13 protein-coding genes are annotated in these 17,746 nt (G+C 36.7%); 7 read left to right on the top strand and 6 right to left on the bottom strand.

The features are described 5' to 3' along the window. Positions 1–30: 30 nt before the first annotated feature. Entirely contained in the window at positions 31–1,557 is a 1,527-nt protein-coding gene (locus RQM59_RS03420) for an SGNH/GDSL hydrolase family protein (protein ID WP_349240658.1), read from the bottom strand. Positions 1,558–1,570: 13 nt separating this feature from the next. Then, positions 1,571–4,405: a TonB-dependent receptor gene (locus tag RQM59_RS03415; protein ID WP_349240657.1), complete on the bottom strand. Its 2,835-nt coding sequence runs from the start codon at positions 4,403–4,405 to the stop codon at positions 1,571–1,573. Between the two features lie 183 nt (positions 4,406–4,588). On the opposite strand from RQM59_RS03415, the gene RQM59_RS03410 reads away from it, so the two are divergent. Both RQM59_RS03410 and serS read left to right on the top strand, forming a co-directional pair. Continuing rightward, complete coding sequence (locus RQM59_RS03410) at positions 4,589–5,521, top strand: bifunctional riboflavin kinase/FAD synthetase (RefSeq protein WP_349240656.1); 933 nt, start codon at positions 4,589–4,591, stop codon at positions 5,519–5,521. 58 nt (positions 5,522–5,579) lie between these two features. Continuing rightward, positions 5,580–6,854 (top strand): serine--tRNA ligase, encoded by a 1,275-nt coding sequence (gene serS / locus RQM59_RS03405; protein ID WP_349240655.1) that lies wholly within the window; start codon positions 5,580–5,582, stop codon positions 6,852–6,854. Here serS and RQM59_RS03400 read toward each other — a convergent pair. Next, a complete protein-coding gene (locus tag RQM59_RS03400) occupies positions 6,851–6,994 on the bottom strand; it encodes a hypothetical protein (protein ID WP_349240654.1) in 144 nt (47 codons plus the stop codon). The genes serS and RQM59_RS03400 overlap by 4 nt on opposite strands. Before the next feature lie 122 nt (positions 6,995–7,116). On the opposite strand from RQM59_RS03400, the gene RQM59_RS03395 reads away from it, so the two are divergent. The 4 genes from RQM59_RS03395 to mgtE all read left to right on the top strand — a co-directional run bounded on the left by RQM59_RS03395 (position 7,117) and on the right by mgtE (position 11,434). Further along, positions 7,117–8,889: a tetratricopeptide repeat protein gene (locus tag RQM59_RS03395; RefSeq protein ID WP_349240653.1), complete on the top strand. Its 1,773-nt coding sequence runs from the start codon at positions 7,117–7,119 to the stop codon at positions 8,887–8,889. Between the two features lie 71 nt (positions 8,890–8,960). Further along, the gene (locus tag RQM59_RS03390) at positions 8,961–9,290 is read left to right on the top strand and encodes a DUF4286 family protein (protein WP_349240652.1); all 330 of its coding nucleotides are present in this window, start codon (positions 8,961–8,963) and stop codon (positions 9,288–9,290) included. Between the two features lies 1 nt (position 9,291). Then, positions 9,292–10,095 carry a 16S rRNA (adenine(1518)-N(6)/adenine(1519)-N(6))-dimethyltransferase RsmA gene (gene rsmA, locus RQM59_RS03385; RefSeq protein WP_349240651.1) on the top strand — a complete coding sequence of 268 codons (804 nt, stop codon included), beginning with the start codon at positions 9,292–9,294 and terminating at the stop codon, positions 10,093–10,095. Then, complete coding sequence (mgtE, locus tag RQM59_RS03380; RefSeq protein WP_349240650.1) at positions 10,085–11,434, top strand: magnesium transporter; 1,350 nt, start codon at positions 10,085–10,087, stop codon at positions 11,432–11,434. The genes rsmA and mgtE overlap by 11 nt, the downstream gene beginning before the upstream one ends. Before the next feature lie 203 nt (positions 11,435–11,637). Here mgtE and RQM59_RS03375 read toward each other — a convergent pair whose 3' ends face one another. The 3 genes from RQM59_RS03375 to RQM59_RS03365 all read right to left on the bottom strand — a co-directional run bounded on the left by RQM59_RS03375 (position 11,638) and on the right by RQM59_RS03365 (position 15,055). Continuing rightward, on the bottom strand, positions 11,638–12,315 hold the full coding sequence (locus tag RQM59_RS03375) for a response regulator (RefSeq protein ID WP_349240649.1): 678 nt from the start codon (positions 12,313–12,315) through the stop codon (positions 11,638–11,640). Next, complete coding sequence (locus RQM59_RS03370; protein WP_349240648.1) at positions 12,305–14,257, bottom strand: tetratricopeptide repeat protein; 1,953 nt, start codon at positions 14,255–14,257, stop codon at positions 12,305–12,307. Before RQM59_RS03370 ends, RQM59_RS03375 begins: the two co-directional genes overlap by 11 nt. A 270-nt stretch (positions 14,258–14,527) precedes the next feature. Further along, entirely contained in the window at positions 14,528–15,055 is a 528-nt protein-coding gene (locus RQM59_RS03365; RefSeq protein WP_349240647.1) for an RNA methyltransferase, read from the bottom strand. Positions 15,056–15,120: 65 nt separating this feature from the next. Here RQM59_RS03365 and mutS point away from each other — a divergent pair, with 65 nt between their 5' ends. Further along, positions 15,121–17,730: a DNA mismatch repair protein MutS gene (mutS, locus tag RQM59_RS03360; RefSeq protein ID WP_349240646.1), complete on the top strand. Its 2,610-nt coding sequence runs from the start codon at positions 15,121–15,123 to the stop codon at positions 17,728–17,730. The last annotated feature ends 16 nt before the right edge of the window (positions 17,731–17,746 follow it).

The following is a 17,746-nucleotide window of genomic DNA, read 5'->3' as shown; positions in this document are numbered from 1 at the left end:
GCTTTTTTTATGAAAAACTATTCCTGGAAACTAGATTCCTGGAGGATAGTTTGTTGGATAGTCTGACGCTTTTGCCATATTTCCAGATACTTTAAAGTTCGATCCATATGTCGCATCAACAGCTTCTAAAATTTTATTAGCCATTAGTCCATATCCTCTAGTTGTTAAGTGAATACCATCTAAACTTACCATTCCACCAAATACTAAACTGGTTGTCATGGTGAATTCATCAAACTGAACGCCCGTTGTAGCCGCATCTATCAATAATTGATTTACGTCTACTAATGCTAGTCCTTTTGAAGCTGCAGCTGCTGCAATAGAAGCATTATACGCATCAACAGCAGTTTGAATATTGTTCTGCTCTTGAGGAGTCAATACCCAGTTATCAGCCAACGGTACCGAAACACCATTAATTAATGCTGGATTTCCGCCAACGGTAGTCCCAATAAAAGATGAACTCGTTAACACTAAGAAGTCACCAGCAGTTGCTTGTCTGTATAAAGGCAATCCTAATCCAGAAGTGTCTACTAGGTCTTCATCCACAATAACTACAGCATTTTGTCCTGCTGCAAAACTAATAGTACGTTTTGCAACTTCTGCAGCTATTTGGCTTGCATCCATACCTAAGCCTTGTAAAGCATTCGCAGCTGTAATAGCAGGTAATAAATTTGCGTTATACGCAGCATATCCTGCATTTACTTGTCCTGCTGTCGCCGCATCCATAGGTACTGGGTTATAAGGCACAGTAGTAAAGTACGGTAAGTTTACAATTGAAGGAACCGTTACGATTGCTCCTTTTGCTCCGCCAGCGGTCATTGCATTTACGATATTATTTAATACAACGTTAAACAACGCTGGTGCTGTAATATCGTTAGACGCATACATGGTTGGATCTAAGCCTGTTTGAACAACTCCTGTTCCTCCACCTGTTGCATAACTTAATACATCATTTCCTCCAATTTCAGAAATGGTAAAGAAAGTTGGGCTTTGTGACACAGCATCTCCTAACATTGTTGCTGTAGCACTAGAAGCCATTCTTGCAAAGTATGGGTTCGCAGTTCCAGCCAATACACCGGCAACGCTTCCGTACCCAGGTGCTAGTACGTGGTAACTTTTAGCTCCTGGTACTCCCACATTGTTAAATGGTCCTGTTAATACACTCGTTACTTCCGTAGTTGGTGTTCCTGGCAAAACTGCTGGTCCTGCTCCGTTAAAAAATAACCTTGGGTTTGCAATTTGGTTTCCACCATATAATAAACCTCCTACATTATCACTTACTAAAGGCTGTGTGAAAGTTCCTCCTCCAGCACCTGCCATTTTTTGTGCTAATATGCTTGGAAAAGAATTTGCCTGAGCCGCTAGGAATACAGATCCATCTGAAAAACCAGCGGTAAAAGAAGCTCCTATCGATACATATTTTGAAAAGTCTGCTGTTCCAGCGGATAGTGGAATTACCACCTCTGTTGGTGCTGGCACCTCATCCAAAGTGTTATTTACATCGCATGCTGTTAAACCAGCAACTAATGGTACTAACCATAAATATTTTAATTTCTTCATAATTTCTTTCTAATTAGTTATTAATGGTCCAAGATAAATAGTACATAGATCCTATGGCTCCTACTCCAGGTGCACTAAAGTATTCTTTACCTGTTAAGTTAGATCCTCCTAACTTAATTACTGACTTCAGTTTTGGTAACGTATAATTTACTTGTGCATCTACAATGGTTCTCGCTTCGATCACCGTATCATGGAAACTTGATTCCCATAGATACTCATCTTGCCATCTTACGTTCACGTTGAATCCAAAGTTTTGAAATAAGTTTGGTTTTCCAAACTCAAATTTAAACTTGTGCTCTGGTGTATTAAAAGAAGGCTCAAAATCAGGATCTGTAGCTTGATCAAAGTCAAACTTAGCATATGTGTAGTTCAATCCTACGTTGAATCCATTAAATACTTTCGTAGATAAGCCTATTGAAGCTCCATAAGAGTTTACGTCGGCTTTCGAATTTGTATATACCTGAAACGCTTTGAAATCACCATTACTAACTGCAATTACTGCAACAGGAACTGGTCCGTTAGGTGTTGGCACAACATCCGATAAATCTGCATTTCCATAAAATGGTACTAATACATTTTGTGTAGAGATAAAGTCTTGATAACTGTTATAGTATACGCTTAAATCCACAGTTACTCTATTTCCATCATTAATGTTTACTAAACCTCTATATCCAACTTCATAAGCGGTTACTTTTTCCGGTTGTACTAAACCTGGGTTTGCTTGAATAAACTCTCCTCTTTCTACAACTCCAGAAGCTGAGAATGAGTTATCATATGCTCTTCTTCCAGAAAGTGTTACTGTAGGAGCTCCTGTAAATGCTTGTCCTCCACCACTAACGGTTAATGGGAACGTAGTATAACGATCTAAGTTGTCAGGTGCAGAACCTACTAAGATTCCTGATCCAGCATCTAAACCAATGTATTGGTCTTGCGTTGTTGGATTTCTAAAACCTGTTTGAAAAGAAGCTCTGAAGTTACTATTCTTGTTCTCTCCTGCTGCATATGCTAAAGAAACTCTTGGCGAATAATTTCCATCAAAATTCTTTGCTTTATCATAACGAATAGACGCTGTTAATTTTAATCTATCCTCTTCTAAGAACTTTTTCTGCAATTGCGTATAGATTCCATATTCATCATAATCGATAGGTCCGTCATAATCTGTAAAGATAGTTCCATTAGAGTTTAACGAGTACAACCTGTAAGAAGCCCCTACTTGAACTTCTCCCCAATCTATATAATCACGAAGATTCATATTTGCATCTACGTGATACAGTTTGGTGTTATCCTGAAACTTAGAACCCGTAGATAAACTTGGATCAGAAGCTACTTCTGCTAATGTATCTGCAAAAGCCTGTGTACCTGGTATTAATCTACCAGTATCTGCTGTTTGTCTCGCTAAAACATGTGCTTGCGCTGGCAATAAACCTCCTAAGGTTCCTTGTACAAAGGCACCCACATATTCTCCAAACCAGGTATTGTCGTCCTTCCATCTTCTATTCACATTAATCGCTGCAAATCGAGTATCATACGAGTCTCCTGCATCTTCATTGGTTACATATCCACGAACGAAGAAGTTCTTTCCTCTAACTTCTAGCTTATGTTGTTCCATAAAGAAGTTCTGGATATTATATCTGTTGGCTCCCTGATAAATAGTATTTCCTCTACCAAATTTTGAGTTCCAGATTATTTCTAAACGATCATCACCAAACGGTCGGTAGTGCATCGCTCCACCAAACTTCATGCTTCTTGCATTATACGGCATCAAGTCTCTTTCATCATATCCTGTTCTACTTACTGGTACACTAGGAACTAACGCATCTGCACCTGCTGGCAACACTCCCAAACCTATTAATGCTTGAGCAACACCTCGGATATTTGTAGAAACTTCATCTCCATATACGTTTAATCCGTTATAGTTAATATCTGTGCTTCTATCTCCAGCAATATAATCTCCATCAAATGTGTTTCTATAATCTGTAGCGAACCACTCTGTTCCTTTTAAGAACGAGATCGTAGCTTTTGCTGCAAACTTTTCAGAAAAGACTGTTGCCAATCTTAAATTGAATTCATAGAATCTATTATCTCCTGCCGCTTCCTGACTCGTAATTCCTTCTCTATGTGAAAAGCTTATGCCTTCACTATTAAAAGGGTTTTTACTGGTCATAAACATGATTCCATTAAAAGCATTCGCTCCATATAATGCAGACGATGCTCCTGGAAGTAATTCAACTGTCTTTACATCTAGTTCAGACATTCCAAGTAAGTTCCCTAAAGCAAAGTTCAAGGCCGGAGAAGAGTTATCCATTCCGTCTACTAACTGCATAAACCTTGTGTTTGCAAATGTTGCAAACCCTCTAGTATTTACAGATTTAAATGTTAAACTATTGGTGTTGACATCAACCCCTTTTAGGTTTTCTAAGCCATCATAAAAAGATGGTGACGAGGTATTTTTAATCGCTCTACTATCCAATCTTTCGACTGTCACCGGAGACTCCATAATTCTCTCAGGAGTTCTAGAAGCAGAAACCACAACTTCGTCTAAAGCCGTAGCGTTTTCTTCTAAACTCACCTCTACCTTTTGATTGTTCTGTGTAATTTCAATTTTAGCAGTTTTAAATCCTAACATCGATACTTCGATGGTAAATGGAGGTGCGTCCGGGACCGTTAAAGTGAAGTTTCCGTCAAAGTCCGCAGTTGTTCCTACGGCTTTACCCGAAACTTTAATGTTAGCCCCAAGAAGTGTCTCTCCTGTTTTTGCGTCTTTTACAGTACCCGTTACGGTAGTTTGTGCGAACATCACCGAACTTCCAAATACCACAAAAGCAAAGAGTAATACCTTTTTTATCATAATATAAATTATTTGTTAACTATTCGCAAAATACAATTTTTTTTGATTTGTGTAATGTTTATGCCTGTTTTTTGCCATATAGCAAGGTTTTCAGCGCTTTTTTTATTGAATTAATATTTTGCTAAATGTCTTGATTTTAACAAAATAGGAGTCGTACATTTGTGTTATAAATTTGATGCGGCTTTGGAAATAATTCATGATGTTTCTTCTTTTCATTCTACAAACAGAACTATTGTAACAATCGGAACTTTTGATGGCGTTCATGTAGGTCACCAAAAAATCTTAGAGCGTTTGATTTCCGATGCTAAGAAGCAAGGTAAAAAGTCGGTGTTGTTAACTTTTTTCCCGCATCCAAGAATGGTCTTGCAAAAGGACATGAAGATTGAACTGATCAATACTATTGACGAAAAGGCATTACTGCTTCAAAATATGGGTTTGGATTATTTGATTATTCACCCATTTAGCAAAGAGTTTTCTAGATTGACCGCTCTGGATTTCGTCAGAGACATCTTGGTTAATCAATTAAAAACATCAAAATTAGTAATTGGGTACGATCATCATTTCGGAAAGAATAGAGAAGGCAATATTGACCAATTAAGAGAGTACAGCCCTTTATATGACTTTGACATTGAAGAGATTTCTGCGCAAGATATTGACAATGTATCCATCAGCTCTACAAAGATCCGAAAAGCCTTACACGAAGGCAATCTTAAAACTGCCAATCGATTTCTAGGATATCATTTTACGATTAACGGCATTGTAGTTAATGGTAAACAGCTTGGTGGCAAGATCGGCTTTCCTACGGCTAATATTAATGTGGAAGAACCGTATAAACTAATTCCTAAAACTGGAGTTTATGTAGTTCGATCTCTAATACAAGGGGTTTTTGTTAATGGGATGATGAATATTGGATACAGACCTACAGTAGACGGAAAACATCAAACCATTGAAGTACATTTCTTTGATTTCAATCAAGATCTATATGATCAAAAATTAACAATTGAATTATTGTATTTCTTGCGAGAAGAACAGAAGTTTGACTCTGTTGAAGATTTAATTGTTCAACTTAAAAAAGACAAAGAATCTTCTTTTCAGTTTTTAGAAAACAATCTTTAGTTTCAAATTGCTAATCTCTTAGAGTTCGTATATCTTTGCGGCTTATAAAATTTTTAACATGTTACAGGTTCAATTCATTAGAGATCACAAACAAAAAGTACTAGATGGTTTAGCAAAAAGAAATTTGCAAGACGCTTCATCCTTGATAGATAATGTACTTTCTCTAGATGAAAAAAGAAGAGCTACTCAAGTTTCTTTAGACAATACATTAGCCGAGTCTAATAAATTATCTAAAGAGATCGGGATTTTGTTTAAAAATGGAGAGGTTCAAAAAGCGAACCTTATCAAAGAAAAAACAGGTCAATTAAAAGAGCAATCAAAGACACTTACAGATAAGCTTAGCGGAATTTCAGCGTCACTTCAAGAGCTCTTATTTCAAATCCCTAATGTTCCTCACGAATCTGTTCCTTCCGGAAACTCTGAAGAAGACAATGAAGAGATTTTTAGAGAGGGGGTTATTCCTGAGCTTTCTGAAAATGCACTACCTCATTGGGAGTTAGCAAAGAAATACGATATTATCGACTTTGAATTAGGTACTAAAGTAACGGGTGCCGGATTCCCTGTCTATAAAGGAAAAGGAGCACGATTACAACGTGCTTTGATCAGTTATTTTTTAGATAAGAATACTGCGGCAGGATATACTGAGTATCAGGTGCCTCATATGGTTAATGAAGCTTCTGGTTTTGGAACGGGTCAATTGCCTGATAAAGAAGGTCAGATGTATCATGTTTCTGAGGATGATCTGTATTTGATTCCAACAGCAGAAGTGCCTATGACCAATATGTTTAGAGGAAACTTGCTCTCTGAAAAAGATTTTCCGATCTTATGTACAGGGTACACACCTTGTTTTAGAAGAGAAGCTGGTTCATATGGTGCTCATGTGCGAGGTTTAAACAGATTACATCAATTTGATAAGGTAGAAATTGTTCGTGTGGAACACCCAGACAATTCATATCAAGCACTGGATAGTATGGTAGAACATATTAAAGAAATCTTGCGTGAGTTAAAATTACCTTATAGAATTTTAAGACTGTGTGGAGGGGATATCGGATTCACCTCATCATTAACCTTTGATTTTGAATTGTTTTCTACTGCACAAGACAGGTGGTTAGAAATTAGTTCTGCCTCTAATGTTGAAGCATATCAAGCAAATAGGTTGAAACTGCGTTTTAAGAATAAGGACGGTAAGAGTCAGTTGGCGCACACGCTTAATGGAAGCTCATTAGCATTGCCTAGAGTTTTGGCAGGAATCTTAGAGAATTACCAAACAGATCAGGGCATTAAAATTCCAGAAGTTTTAATCCCGTACACTGGTTTTGATATCATCGATTAATTAGCGACCATTGCCGTCATTAATCTTTTGTATTTGTTCATTTCTAATAATGCATTTAAATATGCACTTATCTGACCATTTTTCATAAACTCTATAGAGCTTGTCTTGGCGTTCTCGTATTGTTTCGTTAGATCTTTCATCTTGTTTTCGATTGGTTATATATACTTAAGACAACTTTTGTGCCAAAATGTTACAAAAGGAAAATCAAATTGGTCTAGTTTAATATAAATTTAACATTAATGTTACCTATCTTTGGTTAACTATGAGAACGCGAATTCTGTTTATTTTATTGTTTATCAGCAGCTTATGTTTTGCTCAAAATGATTTTTACCTCGCTGAAAATTATTTTAGAGAAGGGGAGTATGAAAAAGCTACGCAGCTGTATAAAAAACTCGTTGATAAGAACACATACAATACAATTTACCTTAAAAGGTTAATTACCTGTTATCAGGAAACGGAAAAATTTGACCTTGCAGAAAAATTACTAACATCAAAACTTCAGGGAAACCCTACATTATTTCATTTGAATATTGAAATTGGATATAACTTTGAACGTCAGCAAAAAACAGAACTGGCCAAGAGTTATTATGAACTTGGGCTTGCAGGAATCGACGGGAACCCATCTTTAGGAGGTACCGCCGCCCGTTTATTCAAAGAGAATAATCTATTAGACTATGCAATCAAAGCTTATAGAAGGACAATGTCTTTAAATAAAGGTGCGAATTACGATTTTCAAATCGCTCAAATTTATGGAGAGAAAGGTGATTTTGAAAAAATGTTTAGCTCCTATATAGACCTAGTTGATAGGAATGGTAATTACCTAGGTACGGTCAAACGTTTTGTGAGCAGGTATATTTCTGAGGATCCTTTTGACAAAAACAACGTCCTTTTTAAACGAACGCTCTTAAAAAAGTCGATCAGCAATCCAAAAGATATTTGGAACGAATTACTCAGTTGGTTGTTTACCAGACAACACGAATACCAAAAAGCACTAACCCAGGAAAAAGCCTTGTTTAAACGCGACCCGAATTATCTTTCAAATATCAATACATTAGGCAGAACAGCTTTTAATAATAAAGATTATGACGCGGCTAAAGCTTGTTTCTCTTTTGTGCTATCGAGTACCAATTTTCTAGACGAAAAGCTATTTGCTCACCTTTATTATCTGAAATCCTCCGTAGAGATGAAAGACTCCAATGTGGAGGCAATGTTTAAAAAGGTGCTGAAAACGTATGGCGCAACAACCAATACTTTGAATATCCAAATTGCCTATGCTGATTTTCTAACATTTACAAAGAATGAACCCTCTATTGCCAAGGAGGTTTTGGAAAAAGCACTTGCATTAAATAGTTCCAAGTTCGAAAAAGCGAGGATCAAACTTAAGTTAGGTGATGTGCTGGTTTTTATGGGAAAATATAATAAAGCGCTTATTTATTTCTCTCAAATCCAAACGCGTTTAAAGAACCATACACTTGCGCAACAAGCCCGATTTAAAGTAGCCCAAACTTCATTCTTTAAAGGTGATTTTACCTGGGCAATGGCTCAATTAAAGGTTTTAAAAGGATCTACTACACAACTTATTGCAAACGATGCTGTTGATCTTTTTTTAGTCATTTCTGATAATGAACCTAAAGACTCCATTCCTACTGGATTAAAGAAGTTCGCAGAAGCTGATCTTCTTGCTTTTCAAAATAAGAATACAGCTTCTATCGCTATCTTTTCGCAAATCATTCAAAAGTACAAAGGGCAACCCATAGAGGATGAAGCGTTATATAAACAAGCTGCTGTGTTTATAAAAGAAGGACAGTACGAAAACGCGATTACCAATTACCTTAAGATCATTGAACTAGATCGTGAAGGTATCTTAGTAGACGATGCGTATTATCAGCTTGCAGAAACCTATTATTTCAAATTAAATAACCCTAAAAAAGCTTCAGAGTATTATCAAAAGATTATTTTTGATTTCGGGTCAAGTATTTATTTGGTGGATGCCAGAAAAAAGTTCAGAACACTGCGAGGAGATACCATCAATTAGTATTTTTGTTCCCGTATAATTAAATTCATAATCTAGAAGGTGCTTTAATCTTCATAGTAAATCATAATACTGTGTACATATATAACGTAACAATTAATATTGATGAAAGCGTTCATCAAGAGTGGCTTATTTGGATAGAAGATCATATTCAGGAAGTATTAGGCACGGGTAGGTTTCTGTCTGCAAAACTTACTCAAGTACTCGTAGAGGAAGAAATGGGAGGCGTTACCTATTCAGTACAATATACAGCTAAGACCAGAAAGGACTTGGATGACTATTATGCCTTTGATGCTGATAAATTGCGTGGTGACGGCATGAAAAAATTTGCGGATAAGATGCTTGCTTTCAGAACAGAATTAAAAGTAATTAACGAGTTTTATCCAAACACCACAAAAAACTAGCATGACTGTAAGAGCAAAAAAACATCTTGGTCAACATTTCTTAACCGACGAGAACATAGCGAAAAAGATCGCCGATTCGTTAACCGGAGTTGGGTATGATACTGTTGTTGAAATTGGTCCTGGGATGGGCGTGCTCACTAAGTATTTATTACAGAAAAAAGCAACGGTAACGGTATTAGAAATAGATACGGAATCTGTAGCGTATTTGCAGGACGATTTCCCTAAAGAGCATATCAATTTAGATACTTCTAGAGAGCGATTTCGCATTATCGAGGGCGATTTTTTAAAACAAAATATTCCTACGCTGTTTAACCAACAGCAAATCGCTATTATAGGGAACTTTCCTTATAATATCTCTTCTCAAATTGTTTTTAAAGCTATTGAGAACAGGGCGTATGTTCCTGAATTTTCTGGCATGTTTCAAAAAGAGGTTGCTAAAAGAATTGCTGAAAAGGAAGGGAGTAAAGTATACGGGATCATTTCAGTGCTAACACAGGCTTTTTATGATGTTGAATACCTGTTTACGGTACCACCAACCGTTTTTAACCCTCCTCCAAAAGTAGATTCTGGTGTCATCAGGTTGATTCGTAAAAAGGATTTTTCTCTTCCAGTGGATGAGCAATTGTTTTTCAGGGTGGTAAAAACCGCATTCAATCAACGGAGAAAAATGTTGCGCAGCAGCTTAAAATCATTTAAACTTTCGGATAGCTTAAAAGAAGACCCTATATTTGCGAAAAGACCGGAACAATTATCTGTAAATGAATTCATTTCATTGACAGACAAAATAGCAAGTCATGGGATTTGAAATAACCAAAGAGCTTTTAGAGGATGTAAAAGGGTATATTGATACCTCAAACAATAAGTCATTGCTGGCATTGTTTGAAGAGATGCACCATGCCGATATTGCTGAGGTCTTAGACGAACTTTCCTTTGATGAAGCCGTCTTTATTATTAAACTTTTAGATAGTGAAACTACTTCTGAAGTTTTAATGGATGTGGATGACGACGTTCGTGAAAAAATCTTACAAAAACTTTCTGCTAAAGAGATTGCCGAAGAGGTTGAAGAGTTAGATTCTGATGATGCAGCTGATATTATTGCTGAACTTTCTGAAGAACGTCAAGAGGCAGTAATGTCTCAAATTGAAGACGAAGAGCACGTAAAAGAGATTGAAGAACTACTAGCCTATGATGAGGACTCTGCAGGAGGGTTGATGGCAAAAGAGTTGGTTCAGGTAAACGAGAATTGGACTGTTTTAAAATGCGTAAAAGAAATGCGCATTCAGGCCGAAAAAGTAACAAGGGTACACTCGATCTACGTAACAAATGACAAGGGGACATTAAAGGGTCGTCTTTCTTTAAAGGATCTTTTGATTGCTTCAACCAGAACACCCATTTCAGAAATATACATCCCAAAAGTAGATTCTGTAAATGTGGATGAGTCTGGCGAAGAAGTAGCAAATATCATGCGTAAATATGATTTGGAAGCCATTCCTGTGGTCGATAACGAAGGTCTTTTATTAGGTAGAATTACCATTGATGATATTGTTGATGTTATTAAAGAAGAAGCGGATAAAGATTATCAGTTAGCTGCTGGTTTGGTAGAAGATGTAGAGGCCGATGATTCTATTCTAGAGCTTACAAAAGCACGACTTCCATGGCTTATCCTTGGTCTTTTTGGAGGACTAGGAAGTGTTGTAATCATGGAGGGTTTTGAAAGCGCTATGAACAGCTATAAAGAATTGTTTTTCTTTACCCCATTAATTGCCGCAATGGCGGGTAATGTAGGTGTTCAATCTTCTGCAATTATTGTACAGGGTTTAGCAAACGATAATGTTAAGGGTAGTTTGTGGAAACGACTCTTAAAAGAAGTTGGTTTAAGTCTTATCAATGGACTTGTTTTAGGGGTTATTGTAATTGCTGTAGCTCCATTAATGCACTTAAGTTTACAGTTTAGTTTAACGGTATCTATATCTATGCTTTGCGTAATTATAGTTGCTTCTTTAATCGGAACCTTTGTTCCTATCATTTTAGATAAAAGAGGGATCGATCCTGCCATTGCTACGGGTCCTTTTATCACCACAAGTAATGATATCTTTGGAATCTTCCTGTTCTTTATGATCGCGAAGGCTTTCTTACCTTTCTAAAACAAAAAAACCTTTCGACCGAAGTCGAAAGGCAAACTTTTTTCTTTTTCTAGTTATTCCCCTATAGATAACTAGCAATTACTTTCCCGTACTTGATTAATTGTCTCAATCGAAATAAGTAAGAGTGTCAAAACTACTTTTTACAAACGATTGTTTGTTTCGGGTTTCCGTAATTAAAAATGTGGTTTTCTGCAAAAAGGGCGTTAATCAATGATTCCCAGCTCTTTAGCCTTTAATACCAGGTCGGTATTATTATTTGCATCTAGGTCAATTCGTAAGTTCGCCAGCTTGTTCTCTATAGATCTAAGCTTTAAAAATCCGCCACTCTCTTTGGTGATTATCCCTTCTAGATTGCTGATCTTAGGGTGTTTTGGAAGTTCTTTTAAGATCTGAACAGCTACCTCGTCCATTTGGATTTGTACGATATTTCTTTTAAGTATCTTTTGGTGGATCTCATAGGTGTAAAAGCGCTCATTATTAAGCATCTTCTTTATAGCAAAATCTAATTCCTCAGCTCCTGCATGGTTTTTTAAAATATAGGCGTCTGGTTGTAAATTTGAGATTACATTATAGACTCTATTTGTTTCTGTATGCCCTGAAATTACCCCTATTTTTATGTCAATCTCTAAGGCTTTTATCGCCTTAATAAGGCTCTCCCCGCCGTCTAATTCTGCATTTTGAGGAGTATTATCAAAACTGAGATCTGTAAATAAAACATCAAATGGTTCTGAATGTAGTTGCTGCTTGATGCGTCTCAACGCATCATCACATGTATTCGTTGATGAGACTTTATATGAATCTGACCCACTTAATGACGATAAAATACCATCGATGATGAGCTGATGATCGTCTACAACCAAAATATTGATTTTATTTTCCATTCTGGGGGATACTTATTTCTATTACTGTTCCTTTTTCTGAACTCTTGATGTTTAACTGTCCTCGTAACTCCTGAACACGTTCTTCCATGTTTTTGAGTCCGATTCCTTTCGACCCTTTCTCTGCAGTAAACCCAACTCCATCATCCTTAGCGATAACTGTAACCTGTTTCTTTTCCAGTGCGAACAAAACATCAAACCTGTTAGCCTTGGCATACTTTATGGCGTTTTGGATGCTCTCTCTTACCGATAGATACAGTGTTCTTTTTATGGTTTCATTTACTGTATTCCAATCGTCATTATCCAATCCTTTCATAAAAACTTTAAAGTCTTTAGAGAAATAATCTGTTGCTAAATTAATCATTTGATCTTTAAAAGACACTTCTTCAAAGCTAACACTGCTCAATTGATGTGATAAATTTCGCACATTTTCTTTGATCTTCTCAAGTCCATCCGCTTCTTCTTTCTGATCACTACCGGTCAATTTCTGGTGCAACATACGTAGATCTCCTGCTACCTCGTCGTGTAATGATTTTGCAATTTGCTGACGCTCATGCTCTCTGGCATTGGCCTTTTCTAGTTGCGATTCGTAGAGTAACTTCTTTCTACGATTGCGGTAAAAAGTAACACTTAATCCTAGTATTAAGAATAATGCAATAGCCACCAACCAACCGATAATACGTTGTTGTTTCGCTTTTTGGACTTCCGCCGCTTTGCGATCGTTGTCTATTTTTAATGTTTTATTTTCCTGTTCTTTTTTCTCCGTTTCATAACGAATTTTAGTGAAATTACTCTTAAGGTTTAACTCAATGTTTCGAAGACTGTCATTCAGCGCAACGTATTCGTTCATGTACTTCTTTGACTCATTTCCTGATGTCAAATTTGCAAGTTTGATTAATAAGGATGCCCTCGTATAATTATTATTTATTCTTTTAGTTAATTTATACCCTTCTAGCGCGTGAAACAGAGCTTTTTTCCTATCTCCTTCTCGGGTAAAATAATCAGCATATCCATTATGTGAAAGACTCATTCCAAAATAGTTCTTTCTTTTCTTCCTGGCTTTATATAGCATATTCAAACCTTCCAGAGCTTCCTCTTTATCTCCTAAAAAATACTTAGTGTCAGAGTAATTTCCTAATAAAAGCTCATAGTAATAGGGGAACTTTTTTCTTATATCTCTGCGCTCTAAAGACTTCTCAAAAAATGGGAGTGCTTCCCTATACCTTTCCTCTATTAGATATGAGTTACCTATATTATTGGTAATCATCAACCTTAAACCTTCCTGTCTTTTTTCAGATGAGTCATTCTCAACAATGTCTAGGGACTTCCAGTAATATTTTCTAGACTCTTCAAACTGTAGTTTTTTAAGCAAAATATTTCCCAATGAATTGTAAGAGTTTGCAGTAAATCTGATCTCGTTTAACGACTCCAAATATCTTAACCCCTCAATTATAGATGCTTCAGCTCCCAAATAATCCTTTCCGTCTTTTTGCATATTTGACATACTCAACAAACGCCTTCCAACTTCCAAAGAATCTTTAATTGCAATTGAAGTTTCTTTCGATTTAAAATAATAATGAAAAGAGCTGTCTAAACGGTTTTGAATTCTAAAAATTAAGGCCTTGAAATGATGAATCTTTGCCAAAGCAAAGGAATCTTGATTTTTTTGAAATAAGTATGTCAATGACTTGTTGGCTTCACTTAAACCCAATAGATCTCTTTTAAAATAAGAATCTAACCCAAATTCTATAGAGGATCTTTTAAGTAAAGAGTCATTTCCAAAACTTTTACTTAAACTCAAAGCTTTTTTCAGGTAACTGTTTTTTATTGAGCCTCTTGCATTATTTAGGTAAAAAGTAATGGAGTCTTTTTGTATATCTTTCCGTGATTTCTCCTGACCAAATGTTAGGATAGAAGCTAGAAGAAAGTATGGAAGTAACCTCATAACAATAGATAAAGCACCCTTTTAAGGGTGCTAAATGTTTTAAAGTTTTCCGCCGCCTTCTCCACCGCCTTGACCGTCACCTCCGTTTCCCATTCCGCCAGAGCCTCCATTTCCACCGCCGCCACCGCGGATGCTGTACATTTTCATTGTTTTTTCCTGTTTGAAGAGTTTTTTGCTTTTCATATTTCCCGAGTTTTTAAGAATTAATAACTGCAATCCCCTTTTGATTGCTCATTAAAAATAGAAGAATCTAGGGTATAAAAAAAAGAATTAGGAGAGTTTCTGGAATAAATCCCATAAAACAACTCCACAGCTTACCGAGATGTTTAAAGAATGTTTGGTGCCTACTTGAGGGATTTCCAGCTGATAATCACAGGCATTAACCACTGCTTGTTGGACTCCTTTTACCTCATTTCCCATAACAATTGCCAGCTTTTTATTTTTATTTGGGGTGAAGTCATTTAGTAGTATGCTGTCCTCCACCTGCTCAATGGCAGCAACTTCTATATTTTCTTTCTGTAATTGTTGTACCAAGGTAACCGTATCTTCTACATATTCCCAATCTACAGATTCGGTTGCGCCTAAGGCTGTCTTATGGATCTCTTTGTTGGGCGGTGTCGCCGTGATACCACACAAGTAAATTTTCTCAATCAGAAAGGCATCGCTGGTCCTAAAAACGGATCCTACATTGTTCAGGCTTCGAATATTGTCCAGTATCACGATCAAAGGTGTTTTCTGCGCTTGTTTAAACGTCTCAACACTGATTCTACCTAGTTCATTATTCTTTAGTTTTCTCATAAAAAGCCTGTATATTTAAACACGAATATTTAACTTCGTAAAACTAATTGAAAATTTCCAATAACTTGGCAAAATCAACTGTGAAAAAGGTCACTCCTTTAATGAAACAATACAATAGCATCAAGGCAAAATACCCTGATGCCATGTTATTATTCAGGGTAGGTGATTTTTATGAAACCTTTGGAGAAGATGCTAAAAAAGCAGCTGAAGTTTTAGGAATCATTCTCACTAAAAGAGGGGCTGGAAGTGAAAGTGAAACAGCCTTAGCGGGGTTTCCACATCATTCACTAAACACCTATTTGCCTAAGTTGGTCAAAGCAGGAATGCGCGTTGCTATTTGTGATCAGTTAGAAAACCCTAAGCTCACCAAGAAAATTGTAAAAAGAGGCGTTACCGAACTGGTTACACCTGGAGTTTCATTGAATGACGAAGTATTACAATCAAAGTCCAACAATTTCTTAGCTGCCATTCATTTTGGTAAAAAACTATTAGGAGTTTCTTTTTTAGATGTTTCTACCGGAGAGTTCTTTGTAGCTCAGGGTACCGGTGAGTACATTGATAAATTATTACAAAACTTTAGTCCCAGCGAAGTACTAGTTCAAAAACAACATAAACAGTCTTACTTAGAATTATTTCAAGATCGATTTTACTCATTCTATCTAGACGATTGGGTGTTTCAAAAAGATTTTGGCGAAGAAAACCTAACCTCACATTTTAAAGTGAGTTCCTTAAAAGGTTTTGGTGTTGATGATCTAGAACATGGATTGATCGCCGCAGGTGCGGCCCTGCATTATTTATCGGAAACACAGCATACCAAATTAGAACACATTCAAACCATTTCCAGGATCTTAGAAGATCATTATGTCTGGATGGATCGTTTTACGGTTCGAAACCTGGAGTTATACAACCCAAATGCAGTAAATTCAGTAACCCTTTTAGATGTTATCGATAAGACCATTTCTCCTATGGGAGGACGCTTGTTAAAACGTTGGTTGGCCCTACCTCTAAAAAACGTAGATCAGATACAAACAAGACATGAGCTGGTAAAGTATTTTATTGATCATGATGAGGCTTTTGAATCTGTTGGATATCAATTGAAGCAGATCAGTGACCTGGAACGCTTAGCCTCCAAGGTAGCTACTGGAAAGGTTTCGCCTAGAGAGGTGATCTTACTACGAGATTCTCTAAAGGCTATTTTACCTATCAAAAGCGTTTTAGAAAACAGCAAAAATGATACAGTAAAGGCCATTGGTGAATTATTACACGATTGTGAGACATTGATCTCTAAGATTTCGGAAACTTTATTCAATGATGCTCCTGTAAATATCAATAAAGGAAAAGCCATTGCAACTGGTGTTTCTGAAGAATTAGATGAACTAAGAAACATCTCGTTATCGGCAAAAGATTACTTGGATTCCATGTTGGCAAAAGAGACCGAAAGAACTGGTATTACTAGTCTAAAAATCGCTTTTAACAACGTCTTTGGGTATTATATAGAAGTACGAAACACACATAAAGACAAGGTTCCTGAAGAGTGGATCCGTAAACAAACGTTGGTAAATGCTGAACGTTATATTACGGAGGAATTGAAAGAGTATGAGTCTAAAATATTAGGTGCAGAGGAAAATATACAGGTACTTGAGCAAGAATTGTTCTCTAAATTGATTCAATATATTATTCCTTCCATTCAAGAGATCCAGCAAAATGCGCAATTGGTCGCTCAGGTAGACTGCTTGTTGTCTTTTGCTTCTTTAGCTATCAGCAACAATTATATTCGTCCTGTTATGGATGAAAGCACTGATATCGAGATCAAAAATGGTCGTCATCCTGTTATAGAAAAACAACTTCCTATTGGTGAGGAGTACATTGCTAATGATGTGGTTTTGAATAGAAATCAGCAACAGATCATTATGATCACCGGACCAAATATGTCCGGTAAATCTGCTATTCTCCGCCAGACAGCCCTTATCGTGCTGTTAGCTCAAATGGGAAGTTATGTCCCTGCTCAAAATGCACGTATTGGTATTGTAGACAAGATATTTACACGTGTAGGGGCTAGTGATAATATCTCTATGGGTGAATCTACCTTTATGGTGGAGATGAATGAAACAGCTTCAATTCTAAATAATATTTCAGAGAGAAGTCTGGTGTTATTAGATGAGATCGGTCGAGGAACCTCGACATACGATGGAATCTCTATTGCCTGGGCTATTGCCGAATATTTGCACGAGCACCCTTCTAAAGCTAAAACTTTGTTTGCTACGCATTATCATGAGTTGAATGAAATGACCACGACTTTCGAGCGTATTAAGAATTATAATGTTTCTGTAAAAGAGTTAAAAGACACCATTGTTTTTTTACGAAAGTTAGTACAAGGTGGGAGTAATCATAGTTTTGGTATTCACGTCGCTAAATTAGCAGGAATGCCTGGGGCTGTAGTGCACAGGGCTACGAAGATCTTAAAACAGCTAGAAAAGAATCATGCACAAAGTGAGGTTAAGGAGACCTTAAAAGAGGTACAAAATGACGAGTTGCAATTGAGCTTTTTCCAATTAGATGATCCTTTATTGGAGAATATCCGAGAGGAGATCTTAACGACTAATATAGATACCTTAACGCCTATTGAAGCATTGATGAAGTTGAATGAGATCAAGCGAATGCTTACAAAAAAATAACAGCTTCCCTCAAAGC

The organism is Asprobacillus argus, from assembly GCF_032248395.1.
Classification (GTDB): Bacteria; Bacteroidota; Bacteroidia; order Flavobacteriales; family Flavobacteriaceae; genus Polaribacter; species Polaribacter argus.
The sequence above is the reverse complement of the archived record's forward strand: the minus strand, read 5'-3'. Positions and strand labels throughout refer to the sequence as shown.